Here is a 16,737-nt window from a genome sequence, read left to right as displayed (position 1 = left end):
GTGGGGCAATCATGGGTATTATTTGTTTAATCATCGGGCTAGCGATATTAATGATTATGTGTATGAAAGGAATACATATTTTCATTTCTGTCTTTACCACCAGCCTGTTTCTTGCTGTGACTGCATGGCTTGTATCGCCAGATATGCTTAATCCTGTCGATGCACTATTACAAGTGTATACCGGCGGATTAGGTGGTTATTTTGGCAGCTTCTTCTTCATTTTCGTACTCGGTGCGATTTTTGGCAAACTAACCGCTATCAGTGGCGCTGCTGATAGTGTTGCCTCTTTTATTATTGGTAAATTTGGTGAAAGAGCCGTTATTCCTTCATTAGTTGCGGCTTGTGCCATTTTAGCCTACGGCGGTGTTTCAGTGTTTGTTGCGCTGTTTACCGTTTATTCAATGATGGTGAGTTTATTCCGCAAAGCGAATCTTCCTCGCAGACTTATTCCGGCTGTCTATTTTGCAGGTGCGGGTACGTTTGTGATGATAATGCCGGGATCTCCTCAAATTCAAAACCTTATCCCAATGAAATTCTTAGGTACTTCGGCTACTGCTGGTTTAGTACCAGGGATGTTGACTGCACTGTTCCAAGTCACCTTAGTCATTATTTATCTCACTTGGTTATTTAAGCGTGTAAAAGCAAAAGGTGAAGGCTGGGTTGAAGACGAAAAAACAGCAAAAGCAGAGGAAGGTAAGAAAGATCGCCAACTACCTAATGTGTTAGTCGCATTACTCCCTATGCTTATTCTGCTTGTCGTGCTGAATATCCTGAAGTGGGACCCTGCTATTGCGTTGTTCTGCGCGATTATTGCCGCCTTAATTGTGTATTTACGCTATCTCGATTGGAAAAAACTCGTCCCTAATTTAGCCGCAGGAACGATGGAAGGGGTGACCTCCCTCTTTAATACGGCGGTTATTGTTGGGTTTGGTGCGTTAGTCATGACCTTACCTGCGTTCAAAGAATCATTCCAAGCAATTGCTCAATCGGGTCTTAATCCACTTGTTGTGACTGCCATTTCAGTCGGTGCCTTGGTGTTTATCAGTGGTTCAGGTTCTGGTGCGTTAAGTATTGCTATGCCAATGATTGCTGCAATGTTCCCTGCAACTGTGGTTGATCAAGGCTCCTTACACCGTGTAGCCACAATGGCATCTATGAGTACAACACCTCCATTTAACGGATTGATTATTACTGTCTTTAGCGTCTGTGGTGTCAGCCATAAAGAGGGATACGGTCCTGTGGGTACATTAACCCTCGCTATCCCATTGTTAGCCATGATGTTTATGTTGTTGCTGTACACCTTTTTACCTGCATCTATAGCGACGATGTAGAAATAACGTTAACCCATTAATGCGTGCGATAAGACGACAAACGTGAAATCGCACGCCATAGAGATAACCATAAATATTCTCAGAGGAAAATAAACATGGATTTTCAGCTAACAGAAGAACAAGTCCTGATCCGCGATATGGTCAGAGAGTTTGTTGAAAACGATATTAAACCAATTGCGGGTGCAATTGATAAGGAGCACCGTTTTCCAAGTGAAAGTGTCGCCCCGATGGCTGAATTAGGACTCTTTGGTTTCAATATTGACGAAGCTTATGGTGGTACAGAGGCGGATGCAATTAGCTATGTATTAGCAACAGAAGAGATGGCAAAAGTCAGTGCCTCTCACGCGATGATCATGGGTTCACAATGCTCTTTAACGGGCCCAATTATTCAAAAATATGCTGATGAAGAGACTAAAGCACGCATTTTACCAGGCGTAGTGTCTGGCGAAAAATTAGGGTGCTTCTGTTTGTCTGAACCTAGCGCGGGTTGTGATGCTGCTGCTCAAGAAACAACCGCTGTTCGCCAAGGTGATAACTATGTGATTAATGGCTCTAAATTGTGGATCACCGCGGCACCTCAAGGTGCGTTCTTTATCGTGTTTGCTATGACAGATAAAAGCAAAGGCGTTAAGGGGATCACCGCATTCTTAGTTGAGCGTGATAACCCGGGTATCAGCATTGGTTTACCTGAAGATAAAATGGGTATGAACGGCTCTGAAACCTGCTCTGTGAGTTTTAGTGATTGCGTTGTTTCAGCCAACGCTATGTTAGGCGAAGAAGGTAAAGGCTTTAATATCGCAATGGAAACCTTAGATGGCGGGCGTTTAAGTTGTTCTGCGCTTGCATTGGGGATCGCGCAAAGTGCATTAGATGCCACGATTGCTTACACCAAAGAGCGTATTCAATTTGGTAAACCAATTGCTGCTAATCAAGGTATTCAATGGGTATTAGTGGATATGGCAACCCGTGTTGATTGCGCTCGTATGCTGGTTTATCGCGCGGCTGCTGCCAAAATGGCAGGTCTTCCTTATACCCGTGAATCTGCTCAAGCCAAACTTTATGCAGCAGAAGCTGCCACTTATGTGACTCAAAAAGCCGTCCAATTACATGGCGGCATGGGTTACACCAAATCCTATCCTGTTGAACGTCTGATGCGTGAAGCAAAACTTACCGAAATTTTTGAAGGCACAAGTGAAGTGCAACGCATGGTTATCGCTAAACATATTTTAGCGTAATGAGATTTGAGCTTATTAATTTGTTGCATTGTGCAAAACGGAGAATGTGAATTATGAAACTTATTGCCTGCTGTAAGGTTGTTCATGACGAACAAGACATCACAACAAGGCCTGATCGTACACTCGCAACCGATAATGCGGGTTTAAAAATTAGTTTGTATGACTTGAATGCCATTGAAACCGCAGTAGAAATTGCCACCACCCTTGGTGATAGCACCGTAACTGCATTAAGTGTGGGTACAAGTGCAATGGTTGAAAACGCGAAGATCAAAAAAGATATTTTATCGCGTGGCCCTGATGCATTAACACTGGTTTCTGATGATGCATGTAGCGCTCTTTATTCAACGGATACTGCCAATATTATTGCGCAAGCGGCACAAAAAGTTGGTTTTGACTTATTAGTTTTCGGTGAAGGTTCTGGTGACTTATACGCTCAACAAACAGGTTTAGCGGTAGGTGAATATTTAGGTTTACCTTGCGTCAATGCAGTAAACAAAATCACCGTTGAAGGTGAAAAAATCATTGTTGAACGTGACTTAGAAAATATCACGGAAGAACTAGAGCTGACATTACCTGCCGTTGTGTGTGTCACTTCAAGTATTAACACACCAAAACTCCCTTCAATGAAAGCCATTTTAGCTGCGAATAAAAAGCCTGTTGAAAAGTTGGATTTGGGAGATATCGGTGTTGATATTTCTGCTCTGACCGTTGTGCAAACACAAGTGTGTGCACCAGAACAGACTGACCGCCTCGGTATTATTTTAGAAGGTGATTCAGATGAAAATATTGCCACTTTTGCTGAACATTTACGCCAAGCGGTTAATCAATAAGGAGATTAAAAATGGCTAGTTTACTACCTACTACCTTTGTTTATGCCGAAAAAGCGGATGATTTAGCAAAGCTGATTGCGTTTGCTCGTGGTCTTGGTGAAAAGGTTAATGTGCTGTTTATTGGTGATGATGAAAGTACGCGTGAATGTGTCAATTTAGGCGCTGACTGTGTTTATTGCTTCGCACCACAAGAAGGTGTAATTGCTGAAGATTATGCTGCCTCTTTTGCCGCCATTATTAAAGAAGCGGGCGCGAATGCACTGGTTCTCCTTGCTTCATCAAAACGTGCAAAAGCGATAGCAGCTCGCCTTGGCGTGACGTTAAAAGCTGGTGTTATCAGTGATGCATTAAGTCTTGCTATTGAAAACAATACCGTGATCGCGACACACCAAGTCTATGGTGGTTTAGCACATGCGAAAGCAGAAATTCGCTCACCTTATGCGATTGCTACCGTTGGTAGTGCATTAGATGTGGAGGCCATTACAGATGCTCCCAATGCACCTGTGGTGCAAAGTGCCTTTATCGCCCCCGCACATACATTAAAAGTGTTAGCACGTAAGCCAAAACAAGGTAGTACCGTTGATTTAGGTAAAGCGCATTGTGTTGTTGGTGTCGGACGTGGTTTTGCTAAGGCAGATGATATTGCATTAGCGTCAGCATTAGCGAAAGCTCTTCAAGGTGAAGTGGGTTGTTCTCGTCCAATCGCTGAAGGTGAAGGCTGGATGGAACACGATCGCTACATTGGTGTTTCAGGCGTGACCTTAGGTGCAGATGTTTATGTCGCTGTCGGCATTTCAGGGCAAATCCAACATATGGTTGGTGTGGATAGAGCGAAAATCATTGTTGGTATCAACAAAGATAAAAATGCCCCAATTTTTAATATGGTGGATTACGGTATTGTTGGTGACCTCTACAAAGTGTTACCTGCATTAACCGCGAAGCTTGGCGGCTAATCACCGTAGGTCGCTTAGTGATGATTTGCTAAGCGACCACACATAATAAAAGGATAGAAAAGTATGTCAGACGATATTTTTGACGCCATTATTGTGGGTGGTGGACTTGCTGGTGGTACTGCTGCCTATGTATTAGCACAAGCAGGGTGTGATGTTTTAGTCGTAGAGCGAGGTAATTTCGCTGGCAGTAAAAATATGACTGGTGGGCGCTTATATGCACACAGTCTTGAAAAAATTATTCCTAATTTTGCCCAAGAAGCCCCTGTTGAACGGCTTGTGACACGCGAAAAAATTTCCATGCTAACGGAAACCGATGGAGTCACTTTAGATTATCAACACACTCAGCAAGAAGAGGAAGCCGCGCGCTCTTATACTGTATTGCGTTCTTCATTTGATCAATGGTTGATGGAAAAAGCAGAAGACGCTGGCGCACAAGTGATCACGGGGGTTCGTGTCGATGAAGTGTTGGTAAAAGATGGCAAGGTGTGTGGCGTAAAAGCGGGTGATGATGAAATTGAAGCCCACGTTGTTATTCTCGCTGATGGTGTTAACTCATTATTAGCAAAACAGTTAGGTATGACACAAAAAGTTAATCCCCATACCGTGGCTGTGGGTGTTAAAGAGTTATTGGAATTCACGCCACAACAAATGGAAGACCGATTTGGTTGTACTAATGATGAAGGTTTAGCTTGGCTTTTTGCTGGCGCGCCATCAGGTGGATATTTAGGTGGTGGATTCTTATATACCAATAAAAATACCGTTTCTTTAGGTCTTGTTTTAGGGCTGCATAACGTCGATAAATTCGAAAAAACGGTTCCTCAATTATTAGAAGATTTTAAACAACACCCTGTTGTTGCACCACTTATCAAAGACGGCAAATTATTAGAATATTCAGCGCATATGGTGCCCGAAGGTGGCATGAATATGGTATCTGAATTAGTTAAAGATGGCGTATTAGTTGCGGGAGATGCTGCTGGATTTTGCCTTAATGTTGGCTATACCGTAAGAGGGATGGATCTAGCAATTGCCTCTGGTGAAGCGGCTGCAAAAGCAGTCTTGATGGCGAAAGAGCAAAACAGCTATAACCAAAAAGAATTAAGTTGCTACCAATCTTTATTAAATGACAGTTTTGTTATGAAAGATATGAAGTTATACAAAGGCTTACCTTCTTTCCTTGATAATACAAGATTCTTTACGGATTACCCGCAAATGGCTGCCAATGTCATGCATGATTTATTCGTGATTAATGGCCCAGAAAAACCTGTGCGTAAGAAAATACTGTCTCAAGTTAAGAAAGTCGGTGTGATGAACTTAATTAAAGATGGATTTAAGGGGGTACGTTCTTTATGAGTCAAGTAAACGTAGACGTTAAATTAGGCGTCAATAAATTTAATGTGGATGAGGAAAATCCACATATCGTTTTAAAGGATGATATCGATCCTGCACAATTTGAAATCTTAATGAAAGCTTGCCCCGCAGGGTTATATAAAAAAGATGAAAAAGGACAATATCTTTTTGATTATGCAGGATGTTTAGAGTGTGGTACTTGCCGTGTTTTATGTGGCGATACCATTTTAAAAAAATGGGAGTATCCGTGTGGCACATTAGGCATTGAGTTTCGTTACGGCTGATGTGATAACTTTTATCTTCTCCCTCTAGAATAACCTCCAATATGTAAACTAGGGGAGGAGATAATTAGTCTATTTATCTTAATGAATGTATTTTCCGATATTCGGAAGGGGTCATAAAAAATTCAGATTTAAATTTTCGACTCAAATTAGAAATATCGCTAAATCCACATTCATAAGCTAACTGTGTAATATTTTTCTCTGCCAAGAGAGGATTAACCAAAGCCGTTTTATAATTCTCAAGACGTTTTTGGTAGATCCAACGAAGTACAGACGTATTTTGTTCTTTAAATAACATCTGTAAATAGCGTACGGAAATCCCACAAGCATTTGCACATTCATTGACGCTGAGATCAGGATCAGAAAGATGTTGCTCAAGATAATGCTGAGCAAAATAAAATAGCGTTGATCTTCCTAAGCTTTGTGGTGGTGTCGCAATACTGTATTCACTGAAAGCAGATGTAATTAGATTCAATAAAATATCGGCAAGTTGCTGTGCATGTTGTGGTGGCATTGAATCTAAGAACGGAATATAGCGCATCACAAAGCTATAAACGAGAGAGCCGGTAATGCTATTACCACGTATTGCTCTTGCGGTGAGGTTTTGGGTATTACCTAAGCGTGGTGCCAGTTTTTCTCTTGGGATCAAAATTTTAAATAATGAGTAATCGTTATCAAAAGACCATGATACAGGTCTTGCCATATCAAAAATACAAAAATCACCTTGCCGTAGAAAGGCGGTTCTCCCATCTTGAGTCAGATGGCTGGTGCCTGAACGCTGTATCTCAATTTGAAAATGCTCTTCTAAGCTAAGCTTATGCGTTAAAGGACGGCTACTTGCCCAGTGTCCATTAGACTCTAGCTGAATAAAGCGAATATTTTTTACCTTCTGTTCGACAATATTGGCATAAAACCGAGAATGAGGAGGCAATTCAACTTCATTGCATTCATAAGACGATAAAAAGCGGTCTTTTATTGTATCCCTGAATACGGAAAACCGATCTACGTCAGGGAGTTCCCGAGTCGTAAACATGCTTTTCATAGTACGCCCACTTTTATTGAAAGTATTTTGTTGTGTTGCTACCTGTCGAGTATAAAAATGGCTTAAACAAGACAAAAATAGAATAATTTTTTCAGTAACTTTAATCTAAAAATTAGAATAGTAGGTTTAAATAATAATTAAGGAAAATATCTACTCTCTTCATTGTTAATAAATTGAAGACAATATATTTAAATTTTTTTAATTTATTTAAACTTAAATTATATAATTAATTTATAGCACTTTTAATGCTATCATTTCTATAATATTAATCCTAAGTTAATTTTCTATCTTTAGAGAGAGATCTCATAAATAGATTAAGAGTGATTCTTATTAATATCTCGTTTATTTCATTCTTTTCAGAGTGTGAGTTAATATAGATTTTATGTACTGAATAAGTATAGTTGTTAAAATATTTTATAATTTATGGTTAAAATATAATACGTTATTAATTTTAATAATATAATTGGTTTGTTTATGAATTTTGATATTAATATAGTGATATATTATGTACAACTTTGTATTTTATATCTTTAACTATTAATAGTAATGAGTATTTTAAATTTCTATTTTTGTTAACTATATTGATTTATTAAATTGTTATAATTTATAAAACACTCGAAATAAACACAGCCCACTAAAATCAGTGGGCTACGACAATTCTCTATCTTTAACGTAGACCTTGCACACTTTCCACCAAATTGGCTAACTGTGATACTACACGGTCACCAATATCGGCGTTATCACCACCTAATGCTTTATTACGCATAAAGTCTTTCTTGATTTGTGCCCAACGAATGGTGTCTTTTGCGGTTAATTTTCCACGTAATTCTGCGAGTTTTAATAAATTCTCCTCAGCACCCGTTGTTAGCAGTTGTGCTTCACCAAGATAGTGATCGTCTAGCAAGCGTTCAATTTCTTCATCATTCATTACCGCAGATACTTTCTCACTTAATTTATTCATATTGCGGTAACTACCTTGCAAACGGAATGCTGGCTCTGTGCGATATTTATCTGATTGCGCTGCGCTGGCAATATATTGCTGATTCACTTTTAAGATAACGTTTCGTAAGGTAATTAAGTGCTTAAGTACCATCACTATTTCGTTAATTTCAGCATCTGAATATGGGTAACTTAATGTGTTGGTAGAAACGGATCTCCCCATTGCTTTATCCACTAAAACATAGAGATCGTTAAGATCACGCAGAGCCAGTGGTGCTAATACCGCATTAGATGTTAGGCTGTTTTCGATATAACTGAGCGCAAAGGCTTCATCCATACCACCTAATACTTCACCTAAGTTATAAATATCAGCACGGTTAGCTAGCATATCAGGAATACGGAAGACTTCGCCTGATTCGGTATAAGGGTTTCCTGCCATTACGACACAGAATTTTTTGCCACGCATATCATAGGTTTTGGTTTTTCCTTTCCATACCCCTTCAATACGTCTTGTTCCATCACACAGTGAGATAAATTTTTGTAAGAATTCAGGGTGAGTATGCTGAATATCATCCACATACAGCATAACGTTATTACCCATTTCTAGTGCTAAGTTGAGTTTCTCAAGCTCTTGTCTCGCTGTTGCGTTGGGCGCTTGCTCCGGATCGAGCGATAGCACGTTATGTCCTAACGCAGGACCATTGATCTTCATAAAAATAAGACCTAAACGTGCGGCCGCATACTCCATCAATGTGGTTTTGCCGTAACCCGGAGGGGAGATCATTAATAATAATCCCATTAAATCGGTGCGCTTACCTTCTCCTAAAGCACCAATTTGTTTTGCCATATTGTCGCCAATAATCGGTAAATAAACATCATTAATCAGCTTGTTTCGGACAAAAGAGCTTAACGGTTTGGCTTTAAATTCATGTAGTTTTAAGCGCTCACGTTCATCACTGACTATTTTCTGACGCAAGGTGAGGTACTGTCGAAATGCAGGAATAAAGTTCTTTCTCTGCCCACGCATTCGACTGAAATAATCATCTAAACTGAGTGATAACGCTTGATTTTCAATCGTTGGATGAGAGCCTAATAGTCCCGTTACTGTAAAGTATAAATCGGCTTCACTATAACGGGCTGATGCGACTTTATCTAAAATAATGATAGCGATAGCACCCGGAATATAAGGCGTAAGATCGGCATAATCAGGTAAAGAGCATAACCCTTGTAGCCAATTTTGGATCAGTGCCCAACGTTGTGCGTATCGCGTACCTAAATTTTGTTGTGAACGATTAAAGTCTATCCACATATGAGCTTCTTCTAATCGACTTTGCAGTGCAATCACTAGCTCTTTAGCGTATTTGCTATAAACCAATTCAATGGGGGTTCTCGCCAAAGCAAAGCTTAAATATTCAGAGGCTTGTATCGGAATATAGTGTTCGCACTCAATCGGATTATCATGAAGGAATAGGCGTATATCCGCTTCAATTTCGGCTTGTAGGTCGGTTAATGCGTCATCTGTATGGAATAATTGTTGAATATTCAGTGCTGTTCTTGCACGTTCAGGCCACAGGGCAGGGTATTGCTCATTTTGTTTGGTTTCCCAAAATAGTGCGGCTACTGCGCGTGCAGTGGGGTTATAACGTAGAAGATCGGCACTTTCACCTATTGGGATCAGCTTTTTCAATATAGCGATCGCATCGTGATCGTGGATCCCTTTTTCATAACCTTCTTTATAACGTGGCGTTGCGAAATCACGCACAAGCTTTTCCAGCTTTTCTGGAATAGGGAGTGCTTCTTTTAGCGTTTCGTAATCAAGACCATCTTGACGTTTTGCTGCCGCATAAATAATCGAGTAAGCAAGGTATTCTGCGCGATAAACCGTATCCGATTCTGACTCAAGTGAAGCATTCCAATAAGGCTGTAATTGGGCAAGTTCTGCATTTTCAATCGGCTCTTGGTAATCCGTTCCTGTTAGGTATAACCAGAGTTTATCTTCTTTAGGTAAGATAGTGAGATCAAGCTCTTGCGTATTAACACTAAAACGATGGCGAGGCCCTAATTTAATGACATTGCCGCCGTCTTCAAAAATATCAGTTTTATCTCGCAGAATACGAATGGCTTGATCACGAGAGGATTTTAGACGCGCATCAATATCATCAGCTTTGACGTTATCATTGATTTCTCTTAGTTTTTCAATGATTTCCCGTGTTTTTAATGATAGTGGATCGGATGCAAAGAATGCATTTAACTCATCTTGTGATTGCAAACGAGAGGTTCGGCGTTGCAGATTTTCCAGCAAGCGGTTTGCCGCAGTAAGCAGGCTTTGTGATCGACGTTGACGATCATCAAGCAGTACTTGTTTGTGAGATTCAAAGGTTTCAACTAACTCTTCACGTTTAGCGAGAATATCATCAAGAAATTCATCATGATGACTAAATTGGCTTTCCAGCTCTTCTAATTGAAGCAATAAGCGAGAAAGTTGATCATCACAACGCTCAGGATCGGTTGCAAGGGATAATGCATTGGTGATCCCTTGGCTAAACAAGCGAAATTGTGCACCAAATTGGGCCACGCTTTCGACACTACTTTGTGATTTGCGTTTTTGTTGTAGTCGAGCGCGGGATTGGTTTAGTTGAGCATAGATCTGTGAAATCGCATCAATAATATGCGTTTGTTGAGTGACATCTTGGAATGTTAAAGATGCCATTAAATTAGAAAGCATATCCAAATCAGCAGACATTTTTTCCATGTCATTCATCGGGATATCTAACTGTGCGCTGTTTTGTGCTTTTTCAATGAGATTTTCAAAGGCAACAAGCTGAGTTTTAAACGGTTGTAATGCTTTATCACTGGCAAGAAAAAGCGCTGTAGCTTGAGAAACGCGTTGCTGAGTTTCCGTAATTTCCGTTTCCATCGCGTTGAGCTTGGTTAAATCCATATAACGGAATTCACGTAATGAAATCAGATGCCCTCGATGAGCATTCAGTGAATTTAAACTATCAACAAATTGTTGTATATCAGTCCAACTATCAGGCAGTGTTAAGGCGAGTAGTGATTTTTGGCGATTAACCGCTTCAAGCATGGATTTCGCAGATTGCTGACGAATACTTTCTACTTTTTCATATTCATCAAGGACTAACTCGCTGGTTTGAGCGATATCTTTGAGGAGCTTTCCAATACCTAAACAGTGTTCATCATTAAACCAATAATAGAGATCTAATAAATTTTTAGGTTGTGAACTGAGTTGCTCATAACGAGCAATAGAAACTTGATTACCTTCAATTTCTTTTGCGACATGCAATATTTCAGAGATCCCTCGTACTAAATCGGCATTACCAATGCGTCCATAGAAACCATTACGAGGCGGTTGTTTATCGGCAAATTCTTCAGAATAGAAGGGAGTTTGCCAAACTTGCATTGGATGAACACGTGTTGCCTCTTCGCCTTCACCTTCAAAGAGTACCATTTTTCCGTCTTCTAACATCGCATAGCCGTGGCCAACTAGAGGCACAGCAAGTTTGCGTTCAATCATATTGTAATTGAAAAGCGCAAGGCGACCTTGTGAAGGCGAGTAGAAAACATATAACACGTCTTCACCATTAGGTGAACGGCGTAGGCGGCGGAAATACATACCTTCCATAGGTTGATCAAAGGTTTTGTATTCACCATTTTGCAGGTAATAACCGCCAGGGAAAATAATGCCATGATCTTCAGGTAGTTGAACACAAGCTTGCCCAATTGCATCAATGCGTTGGACAGTTTGCGTCAAAATGTTGTAGACCAAATAACGCCAATTTTCTTCTCGATACGGTAAGATTTTTAATAGAATTAAACTGCCTGTTTGAGCATATTCAATTTGTGCATCATCAAGAGATTGGTTTTTATCTAATACGGCTTCACGATAAATACCTAAACCGTCTTCTGTATTATTTTCACATTTGACTGTTAGATCGCCACCGGTTGTTTCGACAAAAACGGTATCAAGAATATTGATATGAGGAAAACGACCATTAACCGTATCTTCACGTTGGGTTTTCGTCCATTCAAAATCATAAGCAGGGGGAAGAGCGATATCTCGCTCACCACGATTATCAATATATTCAATACGCTGCTTATCACTTGAAATTGACCAACGAAAAACACGCACATCAGTAATACGGGCACCAATCTGGAAACTGGCGAGTAACTTTCCGTCACGCTCAACTAGCTGTAATAGTTGCGTATTTTTATAGTAAGTATAGAGCTCAGTAAAATCTTGAATAAAGCGATTATCGTTTAAGAACGTATTTTCATAAGGTACGGCTTCAACATCAAATTCGCCCTCATTTTCAATTAAACGATAAAGCGAAAAAACATCTTCAAGATGTATTTCACGTTTTAATCCAAGGAAAACGTTATAACCAAATAGTAACCACTCACCTACACGAACAATATCTCGGGCTTGGCAGTTATTTTCAGTGCGAATACGAATACGGCCAATAATATCCATTTGGCTTTGACCAAATTCATTTAAGCGATGCTGATTGAGCTCAGTAGCTTTTTGATGAAGTTGTTGACCTTGCTCAGTGAGGCGTTTGCGTAAAATTTCATACGCACCACCTTGTGCAACGGCGCTATCGAGTATTTCCTGCTCACGATTCGTATCCAGAATTTCAGACATGGTATAACGGATTTCCTTGGCTTAAACGATAAAAACAAAAGAAAAGACACAGAGATAAACGCTATGTCTTTTCACCTCCTTTAAATAAAATTATTCTTCTTTAGAGGAGTCTGATTTAGTTGTCACATCTTTAATTAGCTGACTGGCGCCTTTTGTTGCCATAAATCCATTAAGTAAATCTTGAACTTCAGGATTTTTTAATAAAGAAGCGATATCGAGTTTTTTATCTTGTTGAGTACGGTTAATCAGCTTTTCAACGTTCTCTTTGGCAAAACTGCTTTTATCCATAAAACCATCAACAGCTTTACCTAAGCTTAATGCTTTAGAGAAGGTATTAAAGAAGTTGCCATCACCGCCCACAATTTCAATATTGGTTTTGCTTAGAGCGGCTGCCAATACATCAGCTTGTTCGCGTGCAATTTCTTTGTTGGCTTCAATAGATGCCATTGCCTGTTCAAATTGTTTTTCAAGACGCATACGGAACTCTTCGTGCGAACGAGCCGTATCGCTAAGGTGATCCATCGATTTAAATTTATCCGTTAAACCATCGGCTTCTGCTTTCAAGCGTTGGCGAATAACTTCGGCTTGTGCTGAACCTAATTGCCCTTCACCACGTGCTTGAGCTGCGAGTTTCTCTTCAAGAATTTTCGCATCAGCAAGACCTAATTTTTCTTTTGCGTTGGCTTGTTGTTCTTCACCACGCGCTTGGGCGGCTAATTTCTCTTCTAAAATTTTCGCTTCTGCAAAGCCTTGTTGTTGCTGGGCTTGTGCTTTAGCTTCCATCACTTGCGCTTCAGTTAAGCCTTTTTCTTTCATGCCTCGTGCTTCTGCTAATAGTTTTTCAGCAGTGACATTAGCAAGCACTAAGCCTTCTTTCTCTTCAGCTTCCGCGGTTGCTTGGCGTACACGAGCTTCAGCAAGACCTAATGCTGCATGCTCTGCTTCAATACCTTCAGCTAAGCGTTTTTTCGCTTCAGCTTGTTTTACTGAGGCTTCTAATTCCGCTTTCGCCATGGTGCTGATTTCTTCAGCTTTATGCTTAGCACTAGATTCATCGGCCTCTGCTCTTTTTACTTGGCGAACTAAAGATTCTTCTGCTTCCGCTTGTGCATTAATTACAGTGACTTGGCGCATACGTTCAGCTTCTGAAACTTCACGTACTTCTTTAATGCGTTCTTCTTCTTGAGCTACGGTTTTTTCTACGGCAACACGTTCACGGATAACATTTGAGATGTTTTTACGTTCTTCTTCTAACGCTTTTTCTTTCTCAATACGTTGCAACTCAACTTCACGTTCACGAGCAACAATTTCTAATTCACGCGCACGATTAACACGCTCTTGTTCAATAGTAACTGCGCGAGTGCGATTTTGTTGTGCAACTTCCACTTCGCGCATACGATTTTCTTCGCGGATCTCAATTTCTTGTTGAGTCTGAATACGAGCCTGTTCGGCTTTAAGACGTTCTTCTTCTTGAACACGTAAGGTTTCCGAATTTTCACGAGCACGAATATTATCAATTTCTCTTTTTTGACGGGCTTCTGCATCGGCTTGTTGGCGCTCTAAAGCCAGACTTGCTTCACGAGTTTCAACATTTTTCTTTTGAATCGCGAGTTCTTGATCGCGCTCTTTTTGGTTGGTTTCAATATTATGAATGGCGGTAATTTCCGTTATTTTACGGATACCTTCAGAGTCAAAAATATTATTAGGATCAAGCGCTGATTTTGGTGTTTGTTCTAAATAGTCAATCGCAACGTCTTCTAATGCATAGCCGTTGAGATCTTTACCGATGACATCAACAATACGATCACGGAAATTTTGTCTATCTTCAAAAAGTTTCGACAGTTCAAATTGTTTACCTACGGTTTTTAATGCTTCAGAAAATTTTGCACTAAAAAGAGTACTGACTGCTTGATGATCAGAAGCTCTATCAACACCAATGGCTTTCGCGACTTTTAGTACGTCTTCGGTGGTTTCATTAACACGTAGATAGAAAGCAACTGTGATATCTGCACGTAAATTATCCTGACAAATCAAGCCATCTTTACCACGACGGTCTACTTCTAACGTTAAAAGAGAAATGCGCATAAACTCTTTTTTGTAGATAACAGGATAAACCAAGGCACCCGTAAAATGGACTTTAGGTTGTGAGGTCATATCGTTGACAATTAAGGCTGTGCCTTGAGGCACCTTAATATAGAAAGCCTTAAATAATCCAAATAGCCCTAAAATAATTAGGATTGCGAAACCAACGACAGTTAAGAAAGGCATAACGAAAGCCAAATCCATACTTTTTTCTCCATAGGTTCAGACGATACCGTCATTTTTTAATAGTGTTTGTCTGTTAACTAAATTGTCTTTCATCAATGTGGATATTAACGATGAAATTCATCTTCCGTTACGACTTGATAACTGTGAGTGAGCGCGTCATAACTAATAATAACTACGCTATCCCCTCGTTTAATATTTTCTTTTTCAGGCGCTCTAATTTGTAAAATTAAACCCGCACCTCCATCTTCTAAAACAGCTTCACCTTTGTTTTCTGTTACATTCGCTGATCGTACTATGGCTAATTTACCTATCAGTTGGTGTACTGATTTAGGCTTATTACGTGACATCAGTTTTTTACGGATCGGTTTTAAACAAACCGCAGTAAGATTAAGTGCAATAAAAGAAGTAATGATAAAGGCAATAAAACCCGTTAAATAACGAATAAAACTTGTTTCAATAGCATTGATAATCCAATAATTAGTAAAGTAACTGATAAACCAGCCAAAAAGGGTGAATAAAGTTAAAATAATGGTGACAGGAATACCCGCTAATCCTAATTTAGTTAACCAACCAGCAAGCCCTGTTGCATCAACATTGATATCTAATTCACTATCAATATTAAATAAATCAATATCTAATAATCCAAAAGCAGCGCAGAGCCAATAGAAAGAGATAATAATAAGTAATGCACTAAAAATAATGCTGGGAAAAGCTAGGCTATTTTGGAAAAACAAATTCATAAAGGTTCTCTTAATTTAAGAAAATGGCAATGTTATTGTCATATTAATATCTCTTATCATACTTTAAAACGTTGAAAAAGCATGTAGTTATAATCACATTCTCTATTTGTTTTTCAATTTTATTTTTTATAGAATTTAATATAACTTATTGAGATGATTATAAATAATATTCGGTATTATTGTGTATAGAATCAGATCATTCTCTAAAAAATAATAAAAACATTTTCATCTATTAAGTATCATTTCTTTTTAAGTTAATAAGTTTTTTATTATAAAAAATAGAAATATACTAAATAAAAACTCTATAACATTAAAAAAACGATACTGATTGTGTTGTGTATTCCATGTAACACTATCGGCGCGATTAATGAACGAGTTCCTATTCTGATTTGGCAAAAAACAACACCCACAACAAAAATAAGGATAAACGTAGTGATTGACTCATATTGAGTGTGCATCGCTGCAAATAGAAGTGACGAGAGAATAATGGCAATCCATTTGCCTATATTGCCATACCACATACCTGCATTTAGTAGAAAACCTCTAAAAATGATTTCTTCAGTAATTGGAGCAATAAAAATAACAGAAAGAGCAAATAAGAAGAAGGCAAAGCCTGTAATAGATTCGATTTCTGTAATCCATGAATCATCTTCAGAGCCTAAAAATAAACTAATAAAATATAATCCCACTAAGGCTAAAAAAGGGGCTTTTAGTGTGTTCCATTGAAGGCGACCTAATGGCATTAATTTAATATGTTTTTGATAGGCAAGCCAAATAATCAAGCAGTAGGGGAGATAAATAAAAAAACTTACCAATGAGATGATATAAGGCGATTGAAATAGTGCAACAGGAGAGGGAGTCAGCAATAGACTAAACGATGAGAAAAAATAACCTACAAAGGCAAGTGCGCAGATAAAGGAATGAGAGATCCGGTCTTTGGGAAATTCCATTTTTGGTGATCCTTGGGTGATAAATCATACCGTTTAGAGCGATATTATAGAAAACAGAGTTTAGATATTAATTATATCTAATGAAAATGATATTACTCTACTTTAATAATTAAGATGAAAATCAATAATTATAAAATATTTTGTATATTCTATTTTTC

The 16,737-nt window shown here is 39.0% G+C and carries 11 protein-coding genes; 6 read left to right on the top strand and 5 right to left on the bottom strand.

Features of this window, described 5'->3' with window-relative positions:
* Window positions 1-62 precede the first annotated feature (62 nt).
* From GTH25_RS15645 to GTH25_RS15620, 6 genes are all read left to right on the top strand, one after another.
* Complete coding sequence (locus GTH25_RS15645; protein WP_238795294.1) at window positions 63-1,331, top strand: GntP family permease; 1,269 nt, start codon at window positions 63-65, stop codon at window positions 1,329-1,331.
* Window positions 1,332-1,426: 95 nt separating this feature from the next.
* Window positions 1,427-2,566, top strand: coding sequence for an acyl-CoA dehydrogenase family protein (locus GTH25_RS15640; RefSeq protein ID WP_109420078.1), 1,140 nt, complete (start codon window positions 1,427-1,429; stop codon window positions 2,564-2,566).
* Window positions 2,567-2,619: 53 nt separating this feature from the next.
* Window positions 2,620-3,396: a putative electron transfer flavoprotein FixA gene (fixA, locus tag GTH25_RS15635; protein WP_164530726.1), complete on the top strand. Its 777-nt coding sequence runs from the start codon at window positions 2,620-2,622 to the stop codon at window positions 3,394-3,396.
* An 11-nt stretch (window positions 3,397-3,407) separates the two neighbouring features.
* Entirely contained in the window at window positions 3,408-4,349 is a 942-nt protein-coding gene (locus GTH25_RS15630; protein ID WP_156734153.1) for an FAD-binding protein, read from the top strand.
* A 63-nt stretch (window positions 4,350-4,412) separates the two neighbouring features.
* Window positions 4,413-5,699, top strand: a complete 1,287-nt coding sequence (locus GTH25_RS15625) for an FAD-dependent oxidoreductase (RefSeq protein ID WP_099659729.1) — start codon at window positions 4,413-4,415, stop codon at window positions 5,697-5,699.
* Window positions 5,696-5,980 carry a ferredoxin family protein gene (locus GTH25_RS15620; RefSeq protein ID WP_075673872.1) on the top strand — a complete coding sequence of 95 codons (285 nt, stop codon included), beginning with the start codon at window positions 5,696-5,698 and terminating at the stop codon, window positions 5,978-5,980. The genes GTH25_RS15625 and GTH25_RS15620 overlap by 4 nt, the downstream gene beginning before the upstream one ends.
* Window positions 5,981-6,053: 73 nt before the next feature.
* Here GTH25_RS15620 and GTH25_RS15615 read toward each other — a convergent pair whose 3' ends face one another.
* The 5 genes from GTH25_RS15615 to GTH25_RS15595 all read right to left on the bottom strand — a co-directional run bounded on the left by GTH25_RS15615 (window position 6,054) and on the right by GTH25_RS15595 (window position 16,579).
* Window positions 6,054-7,019 carry a helix-turn-helix domain-containing protein gene (locus tag GTH25_RS15615; protein ID WP_075673873.1) on the bottom strand — a complete coding sequence of 322 codons (966 nt, stop codon included), beginning with the start codon at window positions 7,017-7,019 and terminating at the stop codon, window positions 6,054-6,056.
* Window positions 7,020-7,686: 667 nt separating this feature from the next.
* Window positions 7,687-12,621 (bottom strand): DNA repair ATPase, encoded by a 4,935-nt coding sequence (locus tag GTH25_RS15610; RefSeq protein WP_164530725.1) that lies wholly within the window; start codon window positions 12,619-12,621, stop codon window positions 7,687-7,689.
* A gap of 90 nt (window positions 12,622-12,711) precedes the next feature.
* The gene (locus GTH25_RS15605; RefSeq protein ID WP_099659727.1) at window positions 12,712-14,907 is read right to left on the bottom strand and encodes a flotillin family protein; all 2,196 of its coding nucleotides are present in this window, start codon (window positions 14,905-14,907) and stop codon (window positions 12,712-12,714) included.
* Between the two features lie 86 nt (window positions 14,908-14,993).
* Window positions 14,994-15,629, bottom strand: coding sequence for an OB-fold-containig protein (locus tag GTH25_RS15600; RefSeq protein ID WP_075673427.1), 636 nt, complete (start codon window positions 15,627-15,629; stop codon window positions 14,994-14,996).
* 302 nt (window positions 15,630-15,931) lie between these two features.
* Window positions 15,932-16,579: a CPBP family intramembrane glutamic endopeptidase gene (locus tag GTH25_RS15595; protein ID WP_164530724.1), complete on the bottom strand. Its 648-nt coding sequence runs from the start codon at window positions 16,577-16,579 to the stop codon at window positions 15,932-15,934.
* Between the last annotated feature and the right edge of the window lie 158 nt (window positions 16,580-16,737).

Source organism: Proteus terrae subsp. cibarius, from assembly GCF_011045835.1.
Taxonomy (GTDB): domain Bacteria; phylum Pseudomonadota; class Gammaproteobacteria; order Enterobacterales; family Enterobacteriaceae; genus Proteus; species Proteus cibarius.
This window is presented reverse-complemented; position numbering and strand designations above follow the sequence as displayed.